At 47.8% G+C, this 16,361-nt stretch carries 9 protein-coding genes and 2 rRNA genes (1 of these 11 cut by a window edge); 1 reads left to right on the top strand and 10 read right to left on the bottom strand.

Annotated elements, in window-relative coordinates; all coding sequences use genetic code 11:
• Nucleotides 1-642: 642 nt before the first annotated feature.
• The 5 genes from rny to SGRA_RS12655 form a co-directional block, all read right to left on the bottom strand.
• Complete coding sequence (gene rny / locus SGRA_RS12675) at nucleotides 643-2,280, bottom strand: ribonuclease Y (RefSeq protein ID WP_015693121.1); 1,638 nt, start codon at nucleotides 2,278-2,280, stop codon at nucleotides 643-645.
• A 105-nt stretch (nucleotides 2,281-2,385) separates the two neighbouring features.
• Nucleotides 2,386-2,685 (bottom strand): cell division protein ZapA, encoded by a 300-nt coding sequence (locus tag SGRA_RS12670; protein WP_015693120.1) that lies wholly within the window; start codon nucleotides 2,683-2,685, stop codon nucleotides 2,386-2,388.
• Between the two features lie 3 nt (nucleotides 2,686-2,688).
• Nucleotides 2,689-2,946 (bottom strand): hypothetical protein, encoded by a 258-nt coding sequence (locus tag SGRA_RS12665; RefSeq protein WP_015693119.1) that lies wholly within the window; start codon nucleotides 2,944-2,946, stop codon nucleotides 2,689-2,691.
• A gap of 19 nt (nucleotides 2,947-2,965) precedes the next feature.
• Nucleotides 2,966-5,461: a phenylalanine--tRNA ligase subunit beta gene (gene pheT, locus SGRA_RS12660; protein WP_015693118.1), complete on the bottom strand. Its 2,496-nt coding sequence runs from the start codon at nucleotides 5,459-5,461 to the stop codon at nucleotides 2,966-2,968.
• Nucleotides 5,462-5,833: 372 nt separating this feature from the next.
• Complete coding sequence (locus SGRA_RS12655; RefSeq protein WP_015693116.1) at nucleotides 5,834-8,053, bottom strand: heavy metal translocating P-type ATPase; 2,220 nt, start codon at nucleotides 8,051-8,053, stop codon at nucleotides 5,834-5,836.
• 308 nt (nucleotides 8,054-8,361) lie between these two features.
• Here SGRA_RS12655 and SGRA_RS12650 point away from each other — a divergent pair, with 308 nt between their 5' ends.
• Entirely contained in the window at nucleotides 8,362-9,624 is a 1,263-nt protein-coding gene (locus tag SGRA_RS12650) for a caspase family protein (protein WP_015693114.1), read from the top strand.
• A 236-nt stretch (nucleotides 9,625-9,860) separates the two neighbouring features.
• On the opposite strand, the gene SGRA_RS12645 is transcribed toward SGRA_RS12650, so the two are convergent.
• The 5 genes from SGRA_RS12645 to SGRA_RS12620 all read right to left on the bottom strand — a co-directional run.
• Entirely contained in the window at nucleotides 9,861-12,611 is a 2,751-nt protein-coding gene (locus tag SGRA_RS12645) for a YfhO family protein (RefSeq protein ID WP_015693113.1), read from the bottom strand.
• A 23-nt stretch (nucleotides 12,612-12,634) separates the two neighbouring features.
• Nucleotides 12,635-13,366, bottom strand: coding sequence for a class I SAM-dependent methyltransferase (locus tag SGRA_RS12640; protein ID WP_015693112.1), 732 nt, complete (start codon nucleotides 13,364-13,366; stop codon nucleotides 12,635-12,637).
• Nucleotides 13,341-14,117 carry a glycosyltransferase family 2 protein gene (locus tag SGRA_RS12635; RefSeq protein WP_015693111.1) on the bottom strand — a complete coding sequence of 259 codons (777 nt, stop codon included), beginning with the start codon at nucleotides 14,115-14,117 and terminating at the stop codon, nucleotides 13,341-13,343. Before SGRA_RS12635 ends, SGRA_RS12640 begins: the two co-directional genes overlap by 26 nt.
• Before the next feature lie 416 nt (nucleotides 14,118-14,533).
• A 5S ribosomal RNA gene (gene rrf / locus SGRA_RS12625) occupies nucleotides 14,534-14,642 on the bottom strand.
• 108 nt (nucleotides 14,643-14,750) lie between these two features.
• Nucleotides 14,751-16,361 (bottom strand): 23S ribosomal RNA (locus SGRA_RS12620) (it continues 1,202 nt past the right edge of the window).

Genomic DNA, 16,361 nt, shown 5'->3' with positions numbered 1-16,361 from the left:
GATAGTGAACTCAAGATACTAAGCTACTATTAACTAGAGGTTAAAGCGGGCGATAATTTTGGGAGGGGGCGATTTTGCAGTTGTTTTTTGGGGGCTGCCCCGCCCTTTGGGCGGGTCGGGCCATTGCGCAGCTCGCAGGTTTGCTCGGCCCTGCAGCGGCAAAAGCCGCTTTGGTCTGCCGCCTTTGGCGGCCCTGCTACAGCCCCTCAGCCGCGGGCCTTCGGCCCTTTGCAGGCGGCTTCGCCGCCTGCTCTTGGTCCAGCAGATTAGCTCTAGCCCGCAGTTGCTTCTGCCTTGTGATGAGCTGTATAGAGAGAGGAATTGCTTCTAACATTAAGCGGGGGGAAGCCCTATATACTTTATCCTGATACACAGGCCTAGAAAATTGGATTTTGGGCCAAGGGGGCCAGAGCAGAGCGTATAGAGAAAGCACAAAAGACGAGCGGCCCAGCGCTGCGCAGCCGTGGCCCGCAGGGCCAGACCCAAGCCGCCTACGGCGGCTGCAGGGCCGAGCAGACCTGCGAGCGGCGCAGCATAGCGGCGGCCAGCTAGGCTTTGCCTAGCTGGCCGCGGGCCCCAAAAAAAGGCAAAAAAAAAGCCCCTCCACAAATTGCGGAGGGGCGATATAGCAAATGCTTCTTATTAGCGGGCGAAAGCCACGGCACGTTTTTCACGGATGACCGTAATTTTAATTTGGCCGGGGTACTGCATTTCGTTTTGGATCTGCTGAGAGATGAGGAAAGACAGTTCGTCGGCTTTTTGGTCGCTCACCTTATCGGCTTCTACGATCACGCGGAGTTCGCGGCCGGCTTGCATAGCGTAAACTTTTTGGACGCCATCATAAGAGAGCGCACGTTGTTCCAGTTCGTTGATTCGTTGGATATAGCTTTCGAGAATTTCTCGGCGGGCGCCGGGGCGGGCCCCAGAAATGGCATCACAAGCTTGGATAATGGGCGAGATAATAAACTTCATTTCGACCTCATCGTGGTGGGCACCAACGGCGTTAATCACGGGCGCTTTTTCGCCATGTTTTTCGCAAAGCTTCATACCGAGGATAGCGTGCGAGAGTTCGGTTTCCTCCTCAGATACTTTTCCGATATCGTGTAGGAGTCCGGCTCTTTTGGCCATTTTAACTTCTCGGGGAGAGAGGCCTAATTCGGCGGCCATAGTAGCGCAAAGCTTGGCGGTTTCGATAGAGTGTTTGAGTAAGTTTTGGCCATAAGAAGAGCGGAAGCGCATGCGGCCCACCATACGAATAAGTTGGGGTTGCATACCATGGATATTGAGATCGATCACGGTGCGTTGACCGATTTCCATAATCTGCTCTTCGATTTGTTTGCGTGTTTTGGCCACTACTTCTTCGATGCGGGCAGGGTGGATGCGTCCGTCGGCAACGAGTCGTTGTAGAGAGAGGCGGCAAACCTCACGGCGGACGGGGTCGAAGCTAGAGATAATGATGGCTTCGGGGGTATCGTCTACGATCACCTCTACGCCGGTAGCGGCTTCTAGGGTACGGATATTTCGGCCTTCTCTACCGATAATTTGGCCTTTGAGGTCATCAGAATCGAGGTGGAAGACAGAAACGGTATTTTCGATTGTGTGTTCTGCGGCCATTCTTTGAATGGTTTGGATCACAATCTTTTTTGCTTCCTTATTAGCGGTTAACTTAGCTTCTTCGATACGGTCTTTCACCAGGGCGATAGCTTCGGATTCGGCCTTATCGCGCATATTTTTGATCAGTTCTTCTTTAGCTTCTTGGGCGGACATCTTGGCGACTTTTTCGAGTGCAAATCGGAACTGTTCTTCTTGTTGGGCCATAGCTTCTGCTTTGGCGGTAGTATCTTGAATTTTCTGTTCTAGTTGTTGGCGGAGTTTAGCATTTGCCTCGGTCTCCTTTTTAAGTTTTCCTTCTTCTTGGCGGAGTTGGTTTTCTTTTTCCTTAGCCTTATTCTCGGCATTTTTCAGTTGTTGGTCTCGGCGGTTAGCCTTGGCATCAAATTCAGATTTCTTTTTATTGTAGAGATCTTTAGCCTCTTTAATTTTCTTGCGTTTAATATTTTCGCCATTGCGTTTAGCGTCCTCAATAATTTTGGAAGCGGCTTGGCGGGCGTCGGCTTCGGCCTCGGCTTTTTTATCTTTAGCTTGTTGGAGGATATCTTGGATTCTAGATTCCAGGTCCTCTTCTTTGTCGCGCACCGTTTTGTTCAGGACCTTAGTACCGAGGTAGTACCCTAGGCCGGAACCGATGGCAAGGCCCAAAAGGGCTATGATGATTTCCATTGTCGTTATAATTTAAAAAGAATAGTAAAAGTATGTAGGGCCCAGCGAGCTGGGCAACAAAATGCGGTACAAACTTTTAGACAAGGGAAATTTTACAAAAAGTGCTTAATCTTCAAGGGGGATTTCGGATAAAAGATTTTGGAGTTGATTGATTTTATCTTCTATGGAGGGCAGGCTAGTACTTTCTTCTAATTCTTGCATTTTTTTGCCGTAGGTAAGTAATAGCATGGCCATAATATCCTGTTTAACTAGGCTATTGGCATAGCGAGCATGCAGATCGTTAATCTCTTCGTTAATTTTTTCTCCGAGCAACAGGACGGCCTCTCGCTCTTTGTCGGTTACAAAAAGCGGGTAGCTACGTCCGGCTATTTCTACTTTGATGCTATGGAGATTTTCTTTCGACATAGTTTAATCGAGTGCTTTCAGCCATTCAATGGCAGAATCAATATCCTCTATATATTTCGAAACCTGTGATTGAAGTTGTTGTTGGGCAGCATTTTGGGCCGATTGGGCCTGCAATTTTTCTTGCAGTTGGTCTTGTTGGGCCCGAAGTTCTTCGTTTTGTAGACGAAGGCGCTGCAGCTCTTGTTTTTGCAATTGGTTTTCTTGCAACAAGAGCTGAACTTTTTGTAGAACTTCGCTTAATTTCTCGTCTAAAAGACTCATAATGATAAGGCTAGGAGGTTTAGCGGCGAATGAGCGCTTGCAGTTGTTTTTCGTACTGCTGCATAAGCTGTTTCATCACCTTATCCACCTCTTTATCTTTCAAGGTTTTATTTTCATCTAGAAAAATGAAGCTAACAGAATAAGACTTTTTGCCTTCTCCGAGTTGGCTTTCATTTTCATAAATATCGAATAAATTTACAGCTTTTAGCCATTTTTTTGCCTGCTTTTCTGCAATTTTTACAATTTCAGTAAAGCGAACAGCCTTATCCACGACCAAAGCGAGGTCTCTACGCATAGCGGGGAACTTGCTAATCGGTTGATATTTGACCTTTTTCTTGGCCACTACCTTCATGAGGGTCTCCCAATTGAGGCTAGCAAAGTAGACCGGTTTTTTGATGCCAAATTCATAGAGGAGTTCGGGGTCTACTCGGCCCATAACCAATAGTTCGTCGGCGGTTTTGCCTAGGCGAATATTAGCTTGGAGGGCATAGGCCCAAGGTTTTTCATCCTCAATAACTTGCTGTTGGATATTGCGTGCGTTGAGGTCAATGCCCAATTTGGCTAGGCTATTTTCCACCACTGCTTTGAGGTCGTAGTAGCTCAATTCGGTTTGAGGCTGCAACCAGCTTTCCTCTTGTTTTTTTCCGGTGAGGAAGAAAGCTAGGCGTTCGGTTTCTACAAAAGCGCCTTGTTCATCTCTGCGGTAAGTTTTGCCAAACTCAAAAAAGCGGAGGTTATCTTGTTGGCGATTTTGGTTGTGCAAAATGGCTTCTAGGCCGCCCATGAGCATAGAGGGGCGCATGAGGCTCAGCTCTTGATTAGAGGTATTGTGAATTTCTACCAATTGCTCTGTAGCAATGGGATAAAGGGTTTCGTAATAGCTATTTTTAGAAAGCGAGAGGGCCATCATTTCGGTATAGCCTGCGGCGGCTAGGTTTTCGGCCAAGCGATGGCGGAGTTTTAGGCTCTCTGGCTTTTGGGGAAAGCTAAGATTATAGGCTACTTTATCGGAGTTCGGCACCTTATTGAATCCATAGATGCGGAGAATTTCCTCAATGATATCCACTTCTCTCAAGACATCGGTCTTGTTGGTGGGTACGGCAACAATGAGTTGCTCTTCATCTTCGGAGACAATAGGCATATCTAGAAGGGCCAATACTCTTTTGACCTCGGCTTTGGGCAATTCTACCCCAATCAAGCCATTAAGGCGCTTGTAGCGTAGTTTTACTTCTGGGCGGGCGACGGGCTGAGGATAGTAATCCATCAATTCGCTGCCAAATTCTCCACCAGCCAACTCTTTAATCAAAAGGGCGGCACGTTGAAGCGCATAGATAGTAGCATTGGGGTCGCTGCCTTTCTCAAAGCGAGTGGCGGCATCGGTCCGCAAATTATGCTTCATGCTCGATTGGCGGATGCTTTGAGCATCAAAACAAGCCGATTCCAAGAAGATGTTTACGGTTTTTTCGCTCACGCCAGAATCTTTTCCCCCATAAACGCCTGCCATGCAAAGGGCTTGGCCTTCTGCATCACAGATCATGAGATCCTCGGCGCGCAATGGATATTCTTGGCCATCCAAGGCCAAAAAGGGCGTATCGGCGGCTAGGCAATCTAGTTGAATTTTAGCGCATTTAATCTGCTCGTAATCAAAAGCATGCAAGGGCTGGCCCATTTCATGCAAAACGAAGTTGGTAATATCTACGATATTGTTAGTTGGCTGAATCCCAATGGCTTTAAGATGTTGTTGCAACCATTCGGGAGAGTCCTGAACCTTTATGCCTTCAATGACTAGGCCCGAATAGCGGACCACTTTTTCTGTTGCTTTTACCTCTAGTCCCATGGCCAATTTTGAGGTACCTAGGGCAAAGTCTGTTACAGCAGGTAGTTCTAGTTTGGCGCTCCCCTCCTCTTCAAAGTTAAGGGCGGCAGCTAGGTCAAAGGCAACACCATAATGGCTAGTGGCATCTGAGCGGTTGGGGGTCAAACCGATTTCAATGAGGGCGTCGGTTTCGGCTTTTTTGCCCTTATAGCCTCCAATGCTGTTGATATAATCCGCCATGGGGCTACCAACAGGCGCATCTTGGTCCAAAACCATAATGCCCGCATGAGATTGGCCCAGACCAATTTCATCCTCGGCGCAGATCATACCCATAGAAACTTGACCACGGATTTTTCCTTTTTTAATTTTGAAGGCATCGCCTTTTTCGGGATAGAGGGTGGTGCCCACAGTGGCCACTACTACTTTTTGCCCTTGGGCTACATTGGGGGCGCCACAGACAATAGGAAGTAATTCTTCGGCTCCTACATTCACTTGAGTAAGAGAAAGTTTATCGGCATCTGGATGCTTTTCGCAGCTTTCTACATAGCCAACAACTAGCCCTTGCAAACTACCCGGAATTGTTTCCGTGGTTTCTACTCCATCTACTTCTAATCCAATATCGGTCAGTCTTTCGCTAATTTTATCTAAAGATAGGTCGCAGCTTAGGTAACGCTTCAACCAGTTAAGTGAGATTTTCATGTTTAGTATATATTCTGCAGCTCGATGAGCGGTTTCGCAATAGAATTTGGGCGCAAATATAAGGCTTGTTCGGCAAAAGCCGCTTTTGTTGAGCGACTTATTTTGAGGTTTTTGGGCCTCCGCAGCAGAGCTGCGGCGCTACGTTTCGCAGCTCGCTACTCGCTCGGCCCTGCGGCCTAACGGCCTGGGTCTGCGGCTGCGCCGCCCTGCTGCACATCGCTAGGCCTGCGGCGGCTTCGCCGCCTGTCTGCTGCAAAAATGGCCCAGCCTCCCCCAAGGGATTCCTTAGGGAATCCCGCAGAGGGGTGGGTGGGCGGGTTATGACAACGCATGAGGAGCCTAGCGACGAATACCGCTCTAACAGCAGTAAGGCTAGGCAGCCATTTTGGAAATGGGCCAAGAGAGCAGGCGCAAACTGTTGAGCACTACAGAAACCGAACTAAAAGCCATAGCGGCGCCAGCTAACATTGGATCCAATAAATAACCCGTAAAAGGATAAAGCAGTCCTGCTGCAATGGGAATCCCCAGCAAATTATAGGCAAAGGCCCAGAATAAATTCTGTCGCAAAATTTTCATACTCGCTTGGCCCAAATCGAGTAGTTGAATGAGCTGCCAGGGTTCATTCTTGAGCAACAAGGCTTCTGCAGCTTCTAGGGCCACTCCTGTTCCTGCATTTAGGGATACTCCTAAATCGGCTTGGGCCAAAGCGGGGGCATCATTTAGGCCATCTCCGAGCATAGCCACCCTTAGTCCTTGAGCCTGCAGCTCCTTAATGAAGTTGATTTTATCTTCTGGTAAGAGTTCCGCTTGGGCATGGGCAATGCCTAACTCATTGGCTAGGCGGTCCACTACCACTTTTTGGTCACCGCTCAACATATAGGTCTTGATGCCACGAGCTTGTAGGGCCGCTACCGTTTCCTTGGCCCCATCTCTTAATACATCGGAGAAGGCAAAGGCGGCAATGAGCTGCCGTTCTACGGCAAAAAAGAGGACCGATTGGCCTTCGGCCTCCCAGCTTCGCCAAGGTCCATGGGCTAAATCCTTAGGATCGAGCCCTTGCTCTACTAATAACTGGCGATTGCCCACCGCATAAGTTTGTCCAGCAATCTGGCCCAAAACGCCTCGGCCAGAGCGGGCCTGAAAATGGTCTACCTTTGGTAAATGGCTGGGGCGCTCGCTCAAGTTTAGCAAAGCCTTGGCTAATGGATGCTCTGAGTTTTCTTCCAAGGCGTAAAGTGCGGGCCAATAATGGGCCATAGATTGCCGCCATTCTTCTGCCTGAAGCTTCATTTGGCCCTCGGTAAGGCTACCCGTTTTATCAAAGACAAAGGCATCAATGGCTTGGGCGGCTTCTAGACTCTCCGCCCCTTTGAGCAGCAAGCCCAACTTGGCCCCTCGGCCAATGCCTAGCATAATAGCCATGGGAGTAGCTAATCCTAGAGCGCAGGGACAAGCAATGACCAAAACAGCCACCATATTATTTAGGGCATGGCTCCAGACCGGTGCTGGTCCAAAAAAGAACCAAATTAAGGCGGTAAGCAGGGCCAAAACCAAAATAACAGGCACAAAAATCCCTGAAATCTTATCCACCAATTTTTGAATGGGGGCCTTAGAGCTTTGGGCAGTTTCGACCAGCTCAATAATTTGGGCCAAACGGCTTTGGTCGGCTCCTTTTTTGGCCTCTACCAGCAAACGGCCCGTTTGGTTGAGCGTGCCTGCCCAAATGGGGGCACCGACTAGTTTGTGTTGGGGCAGAGATTCTCCAGTCAACAGCTGTTCATCCACCTCTGATTCACCTTCGAGGATAGTCGCATCTAGGGGAATTTGTTCGCCTGGACGGATGAGCAGGCGGTCCCCTGCTTGAGCTGCGGCCAAGGGCATTTCGGTCCAGATTTCATGCTGCCAAATTTGGACCGTAGGGGGTTGTAAATCTAAGAGGGCATCTAAGGCTTTAGAGGCTTTGGCCTTGGCTCGGCCCTCTAAGTATCGGCCCAAAAGGATAAAGGTTTGCAGCAGGCCAGCTGTTTCAAAATAAACATGAGGGCTAAGGCCTTGGCTGCTCCACCAATTGGGCAAAAAAGTAGCGACCAGACTATATACATAAGCCGTTCCTGTGCCTAGAGCCACCAAAGTATCCATATTAGATTGGCCTACTTTCAGTTGTTGCCAAGCCTTGACAAAAAACTGTCGTCCGGGGCCAAACAAAATCATAGAGGCCCAAAATAGCATGAGGTAATTATCGCCTGCAAAAGGCGGCATCAGCATAGAGACGACAAAAAGAGGAAGGGCAAACAAGCTGGCCAAAAATAACTGGCGGAAACTTTGTTGTTGCTTCTTTTTGGCCCGTTCTCGGGCTACTGCTCTTTGATCGGGAGCGGGGGGCAGCAACTGAAAACCTGCTTTTTTGAGGGCGGCATTGAGCTGCTCTAAATCTGGCGATTGCTCTGCGGTAATTTGGACCTTTTTGCTGGCATAATTGACCGATACTCGGCTGAGTTGTTTTTGGCGGGAGAGAATTTTTTCTGCACTTTGGGCACAGGCCCCGCAGGACATGCCCTCTATGAGGTAAGAAGTTGTTATATATTTAGACATTGGTTTTATTATTTAGAATCAATCTAAGGGCTTATTTTTAGAGAAAGAAGGGGGCAGATCACTTTAAACTATATTTAATAAGTTAAATTCCCTTGGCCCGATTTTGGTCCATTGGGCGGCGAAGCCGCCTGGCCCGCAGGGCCAAATGGCTTAGCGCTGCGGAGTGGGTGCCCCAAAGGGGCAGACCGAGGCGCGCTAGCGCCGAAGGGCCGAGCGAATAGCGAGCCCCGCAGCATAGCGCCCGCAGCCCCGCTAAAAAGGGCTGCGGGAAGCCCCCCTTTATGATTATTTTGCAAATTGCAGCTACTATGAAACACAGACTACTTTTGAGCTTATTTTTTCTGCCTTTTTTCCTTTTGGCCCAAGAAAAAGGCTGTACCGTTGGCGATTGTGAGAACGGTAAAGGGCGTTTTATTTTTGACAATGGCGATAAGTACATTGGAGAATTTAAGGAGAGCCAGATGCATGGCCGGGGCAATTATACCTTTAAAAACGGCAATGTTTATAAGGGGCAATTTAGGGCCAATAAGCGGCATGGTTACGGGCATTTTTTCCATGTAAATGGGGAGCAATACATTGGCGAATATGCCAATAATTGGCGAGAGGGAGAAGGGACCTACAAATGGGCCAATGGCGAGAGTTTTAGTGGTATTTTTAAGAACAACCAGATTGTTGGGGAGGGAATTTATACCTATGCCGATGGGTCTACCGCTAGAGTTCGCTGGAATAATGGGCAATTTGAGACGATTTCGACCTTAGTAAAAGAGGAGCCCAAAACCGAGAGCAAGGCCAGCGATCCTTTTGCAGAAAACAAGCTGGACCCCAGTGATATTAAGGGTTTGGTCTTGCCTGCGCTGAGCAATATCCCTAAGGGGAAAAAGCGTTTGGCCCTAGTTTTTGGCAATTCGAGCTATAAGCATAAGCCTTTAAAAAACCCGCAGTCGGATGCTTTGGCGATGGCGGAGGAGCTGCAGCGTTCTGGATTTGAGGTCATGCTCTACACCAATGCCAAGCAGGAAGACATGAAGCGGGCGATTCGGGATTTTGGTCAAAAGCTCAAGGAAGAGGGCGGTGTTGGGCTATTTTTCTATACGGGCCATGGTTTGCAGGCCGATGGGCGCAACTATTTGGTGCCTGTGAATGCCGATATTCGGAAGGCCCAAGACATTGAATTTGAGTCGGTAGATTTGGGCCGTGTTTTGGTGGAAATGGACTATGCGGGCAATGAATTGAACATTGTCATTTTGGATGCTTGTCGAGACAACCCCTACAAAAAAGAGTTTAAATCCAGCCGCAACACCCACAACGGTTTGGCCTCTATCAACTCGGCCCCTTACAACTCCTTCATTGCCTTTTCGACCTCTCCGGGGGCGGTGGCCAAGAACAACCCCAAGGGGGAGCACAGCCTTTATGTGGAGGAATTATTGGCGCAGATGCGGCAGCCCAATATTCAGTTAGAAGACATCTTTAAAAGGGTTCGCAGAAATGTTCGCAAGGCCTCTGAGGGCGTGCAAATTCCTTGGGAGTTATCTTCTATTGAGGATGATTTTTATTTTAAGCAAGGGCAATAGGATTTAGTTTTTGATATTTTTTTGGGGCTGCCCCAGCCTGCGGCTGGGTCGGGCTGTACCGCAGCTCGCAGGTCTGCTCGGCCCATCGCTTTTTTCGCTTTGCTCAAAAGCTCGGTCTGGCCTTCGGCCACTGCTATCCATCCCTCAGCCTGCGGCGCTGCGCGCCTGCTAGACCGCAAAATAATAGGCCTCTACGCTGAAGCGTAGAGGCCTAAATTTGTACCATCTAATGGCTATTAGATCATACTTTCTTCGGCTTTAAGTTGAGCTTGGCGATAAGCTATAAAGCCGGTGCCCAAAAGGGCCAAAAGAATCAGCAAAGAGCTGATTAGGGATACAGTTTCGCCAGTATAATACGAATTAGGCTCAAAAACCATTTCGATTTTATGTTTGCCTGCGGGAATTCTGGCCCCACGCAATAGATAATTCACCTTAATAAAATCTTGATCGGCTCTTTGTCCATCAATGTAGAGATGCCAGCCCTTGCTAGCGGGATAATAGATTTCAGAAAAAACGGCAAAGCGCTCGTTTTGGGCCTGCGACTCATAGACGAGTTTTTCTGGATGATAAGCCGTTAGGCGAATATAATCTCCAGAGCTTGCTGTATTCGCTAAGCCATCTAGATAAGCTGCATTAGCTTTTGTCGTGATCGCCTCTACTCTGGGGTTAAAGGTAGCCAAGGCGGTATAAACGGCATCGGCATCTTCCAGCTGCTTGACTTGGTCCACAAACCAAGCATTTCCTAAGTTAGCAATTTGGACCGCATTTTCGGGGCTTTGCATGACATACTTCACATTCAGCATTTCGAGTAAATGCCGCTTATCGGTCAAAATTTCATTGCTATTAAAATAGCCCTCTACCATTTCTTGCAACAAGATAGGTTTGGCGGCATGATAACCTCCGATCACCTTATGAAAATAGGCCCCTTCTGAGCTGGCAAAAGAATTAGAGGGAGAGCCACCACGGCGGGCGCCAGCAATCAGGTCAAAAACACGGAAATGGGGATCTTTATCAGCGAGCACCTGCTGATCGGCTTTTGTCATGGGAGGAGCGCTAGCCACATCTTTTTTACGTTGGAAGCTTTCCTTATTGACATAATTGAGGTCTACGCCCACCAAATCGATCAAGCTCAAAAGGACCAAAGCGGCTACAGCAATCAATTTCTCCTTAAAGTAACCTCTATTAAAGGCCCAAAGGCTTCCGGCAGCCAAAAGCACAAAGACCAAAGAGCGAAGTGCATCCGAGCGCATCAGGCTGGCCCGATCTTCTTTTAGGGCTTCTAAGTACTCGGCCCACTGAGGCGCCTGGGCGACCATAGCCTCTAGGCGAGCATCATTGGGAGCAGAGAGGTCGCCCACAAAACTATAGGCGAGGGCAAAAACAGCTAGACCTGCTGTAATTCCAGTGGCTAGATAAAGCAGTTTCTCTCGCTTGGCCGTATCTTCTAAATTAAAGAATCCTTGCAATCCTAAAATGGCCAAAAGCGCGGCCAAAACCTGCGCAGCCGAAAGCGCCATACTCACTGCCCGAAACTTATTATACATGGGGAAATTATCCACCATAAAATAGTTAAAAGCCTTAAAGTTATCGCCCCAAGCCAAAACGGTAAGGAAAAGCAAGGCCAAGCCTAGGCCCCAACGCAGGGGTCCATCAGCCAAGAAAAGACCTAAAACTAAGAGTAGACAAATCACGGCACCAAAATATACCGGACCACTAGTAAAGGGTTGAGCACCCCAGTACTGCGTACTCATTTGCAGTAATTGATTGGCAATTTGCTGACTTTGATTAGGGTCTTGTACATTGCGCATCATTTTCTGAATCACCTTTCCCGTAGCAGACTCTTTACTAAGCTGAATTCCGCTCTTTGATTGATCATCGGCAAAGTACATTCCATTAGCGCCCCCATAAAAGTGAGGCACTAAAAGCGTAAAGGTTTCCATTTTCCCATAGCTCCAGCCAAAGATGTAATCTTTATTCAAGCCATCTTGTTGTTGGCTAGAAGCTAGCGCCAAGATGCGCTCTTTATTCGCATTTACATAATCAGGACCAATTACATTTTTTAGTCGATTGATAAAAATCGTCTCTGTTTTAATCGGCTCATTAAGGATTCTAGCCTGTTGCAACTGCGCAATTTTTTCGGCAGGCATTCCTTCTTGGGCCAAGGTCCGAGCATCGCTTTCATCTAAGGTATAGGCCGTTAGTTCCGACTTCCCCCGAATGGTTTCTTTAGAATACTCATAGGTAGTCCAAAGGGCCGATAAGTTGGCTCCTACGGCCAAGACCGCCGCAATAATTAGCAAGCTTCCGCCCTTAACGACGGTCATTAGCTGTTCTCGCTTGAATAGGGCGTTGACCAAAAATGCTCCGCCAATAAAGGCCAGCATCATAAAGGTATAATAAGTAATTTGGAGGTGGTTTGCCGAAATCTGTCCAGCCAAGAAGACGCCCATTAGGCTAGCCCCCAGTAGCATCCGCTTTCCTCGAAGGGTCATTGTGGCGGCGGCTAAAATAGGCGCCATATAGGTCATGGCATGCAACTTTGTCGAGTGGCCCGCCTCAAAAAGGACCAAATTATTGGTCATCAAGCCAAAGGCAAGTCCACCAAATGCCGCTAACCATTTATTCACGCCAAACATAATCAGCGACAAATAAGCCAGCAACATCATCATAAATAAAATGATGTGTGGAGTATTTACTGGTGTCCCCAAACGGACAACATAGAAAAATAACTTTTGGATAACATTATTGTTGTACTCTCCATAAATTTGGTAAGAAGGCATCCCAACAAAGACCTGATCGGTCCAAAGGGGAGCAGCCCCATCTACCTTTTTATATTTTTGGATTTCCGCCTGCATACCACGGGCTTGGATATTATCACTTTCTGGTAGCGACTTATTATCTAAGGCTACCGGTTTAAAATAAAGTATAGCCGCAAAGAGTAATATAGCGACAATGGCAAAATGCGAAAGTGCGTTTGTAATTTTCATAGCAATAGCTGTCTAAACTAAGTTTAATTTTTTTGGCCTACAATGAGCACCGAATTACCAATTTGCCCCAAGAGACAACGATCCAAGAACTTAATAATTGGTAAAAGTTGATTATAACGTTTTAGGGGACTTGCTGGCAGCTCTCTCTCTTTCCGAATTCGGCCATACCACCACCAACCCGCCATGGCTGCTGCATTCCAATATTGCGCCTTGAGCACCTTTAGGCCCAGTTGTTCAAATAGCTGACGCAATTCCTTTTTGCTGTAGCGCTTATAATGGCCCAAAGCTTCATCTAGACCATTATACAGAAACTGATGAGCAGGAACTAAGATAACCAGATTTCCCCCTTTTCGAATCAATTTGCAGCAATTTTCCAAAGCCTGCCGGTCATCCTCTATGTGTTCTACTACATTTAGTGCATAAACAGAAGCAAATTGCTCTATCAGCTCTGCATATTGCCGCTCAAAATCCATCGCCACTAGGTCTAGCTGCTTTACCGCTACGCCCTCAAAAGTCTTGGCTAAACGACTGCAGTAATGCGGCCGCAAATCAGTCAAACAAATCTCTTTTTGGGTCGCAATAAAATGCTGAGAGATATTCCCTAAACCACTCCCTATTTCTAAACAAGGAGATGGACAATAGGGGGCAATGCTCTGATACATCCAATAATTAAAGTCCTTCGCCAATTGAAAACGCTCTAATGTGCGCTCTCCTACAGGATCTGCTAAATTAGGATTGGCTTTGGAAGACTCCATTTTTAAACATTTTTCGCTTGGCGGTAAAAACATTGTACTTCAAGATACAATAGATGGCTCTAAATCCATCTCGCCAACCAATTTTTTTCCCTTCCTCATAGGTCCGCCCATAATAGGAAATCCCTACTTCATAAATTCTGATTTTAGGGATACGAGCAATTTTAGCCGTTACCTCTGGCTCAAAACCAAAACGGTTTTCTTTCAACGCAATTTGCTGAATAATATCGGTCCGAAACAGTTTGTAACAGGTTTCCATATCTGTCAAATTCAAGTTCGAAAACATGTTCGACAGAAAGGTCAGGAACTTATTTCCGATGCTATGCCAAAAGAATAAGATTCGGTGAGGGTTCCCCCCCATAAAACGAGAGCCATAAACAATATCTGCAAAACCAGAAAGCACAGGCTTGAGCAAATCATTGTATTCCTCGGGGTCATACTCTAAGTCCGCATCCTGAATGATGAGGTACTCGCCCGAGGCATGCTCAATTCCCGTATGCAAGGCTGCCCCTTTTCCTTTGTTGACCTCATGCGCCAAATACTGAATAGGAAGCTCTGGATGAGCCGCCTGATACCGCTTGATGGCTTCTTCTGTATCATCCTTAGAACAATCGTTAACAATCACTACTTCTTTAGCTATACCTAGGGGCAGTTCTACGGCCCGCACTTTGTTCAAAATCCGATGTATCGTCCGACCTTCATTGTAGGCTGGTATAATAATGCTCAGCTTCTTAATTTTTGGCTGTGGTTCCATGAGTCTGTTTTTATATGCTGCTTATGTTCAGCGGTAAGAGGGTTGCTTTGCCTTATAGACGAAAAAAAGGCCCTAAAGGCCCACAAAAGTATCTATTTTATCCCAATTTTTCGAGTCGTTTTCCCAAATCGCTTCAAAATCAAGAAAGTACTATTTCTGCTGCTGTTATTTTGGGGCTGCCCCGCCCTGCGGGCGGGTCGGGCTGTATCGCAGCTCGCAGGTCTGCTCGGCCCTGCAGGCTTTTTCGCTTCGCTGCAAAAGCCTTGGGTCTGCCGCCTGCAGCGGCCCTGCTTTCCATCCCTCAGCCGTCCTCGCTTCGCTCCTCTTTGGCGGCAAGCCGCCAGCCCCTCCGGGGCCTTGCCCTCTCTTTAGGGCAAAAAAAAGCCTGCACATTGCTGTACAGGCTTTATAGATTAGGTTGGCGGTGACCTACTCTCCCACTTTCGTAGTACCATCGGCGCTGAGGGGCTTAACTGCTCTGTTCGGAATGGGAAAAGGTGTCTCCCCCTCGCTATGACCACCATTAAATCTTTGTCTATCCCTCTGGATAAACTCTATATCGTTATGACATAAGGAAAGTAATAGAACTTTAAAAGTGCGTTGATTATCGATCTTTCTTTTAAAAAAGAAAGAAAAAGGAAGCTTTCGAGAAATTAGTACTACTTGGCTCCCTAACACATCACTGTGCTTCCACCTATAGCCTATCTACCTGGTCATCTTCCAGGTCTCTTCAACGAATACTCATCTTAAGGTTGGCTTCGCGCTTAGATGCTTTCAGCGCTTATCCTTTCCAGATATAGCTACCCAGCATGCACCTGGCGGCACAACTGGTACACTAGAGATCTGTTCAACTCGGTCCTCTCGTACTAGAGTCAAATCCTTTCAATATTCGAGCGCCCACAACAGATAGAGACCGAACTGTCTTGCGACGTTCTGAACCCAGCTCGCGTGCCACTTTAATGGGCGAACAGCCCAACCCTTGGGACCTTCTCCAGCCCCAGGATGTGACGAGCCGACATCGAGGTGCCAAACCTCCCCGTCGATATGAGCTCTTGGGGGAGATCAGCCTGTTATCCCCGGAGTACCTTTTATCCTTTGAGCGACGGCCCTTCCATGCAGAACCGCCGGATCACTTAACCCGACTTTCGTCCCTGTTCGACTTGTCTGTCTCACAGTCAAGCTCCCTTGTACTTATACGCTCTTCGCATGATTACCAACCATGCTGAGGGAACCTTTGGGAGCCTCCGTTACCTTTTAGGAGGCGACCACCCCAGTCAAACTACCCGCCTAACAATGTCCCCCACCGGGTTAGTCTCTAAGCAATTAAAGGGTGGTATTTCAAGGACGACTCCACCAACACTAGCGCATCAGCTTCATAGTCTCCCACCTATCCTACACATCAATTACTCAAAGACAATGTTAAGTTGTAGTAAAGGTTCACGGGGTCTTTTCGTCCCGTTGTGGGTAATCGGCATCTTCACCGATACTTCAATTTCACCGAGCTCACGGCCGAGACAGTGCCCAGATCGTTACACCATTCGTGCAGGTCGGAACTTACCCGACAAGGAATTTCGCTACCTTAGGACCGTTATAGTTACGGCCGCCGTTTACCGGGGCTTCAGTCAAGAGCTTCGCTTGCGCTAACCCCCTTCCTTAACCTTCCGGCACCGGGCAGGTGTCAGACCCTATACTTCTCCTTTCGGATTCGCAGAGTCCTGTGTTTTTGCTAAACAGTCGCCTGGGCCTTTTCACTGCGGCTCTGATTACTCAGAGCGACGCTTCTCCCGAAGTTACGCGTCCAATTTGCCTAGTTCCTTAGCCGTGAATCACTCGAGCGCCTGAGGATACTCTCCTCGACCACCTGTGTCGGTTTGCGGTACGGTTTGTATATTAGTTAATGCTTAGCGGCTTTTCTTGGAAGCTGACTAACATCTTAGCTCTTCTCTCTAATGAGATCCAAGTACTATCGTGCTTCAAATAGACAGCGTACTTCACTACTGCCCTCTCTTCACACTTTAGCCCACTATTCCGTCAGTGAGCAGATGACCGTCAACTCCGTCCCCGCTTCGCCCAATATACAAGTATCAGAATATTAACTGATTTTCCATCGGATTCGCCTCTCGGCTACTCCTTAGGGTCCGACTAACCCGACTCTGTCTAACATAGAATCGGAAACCTGGGTCTTACGGCGAATAGGTCTTGCACCTATTTTATCGTTACTCATGCCTACATTTGCTTTTCTAG

The organism is Saprospira grandis str. Lewin, assembly GCF_000250635.1.
Classification (GTDB): domain Bacteria; phylum Bacteroidota; class Bacteroidia; order Chitinophagales; family Saprospiraceae; genus Saprospira; species Saprospira grandis.
Note: the sequence above shows the minus strand (reverse complement) of the source record. Positions and strands in the feature narration are given on the sequence as shown.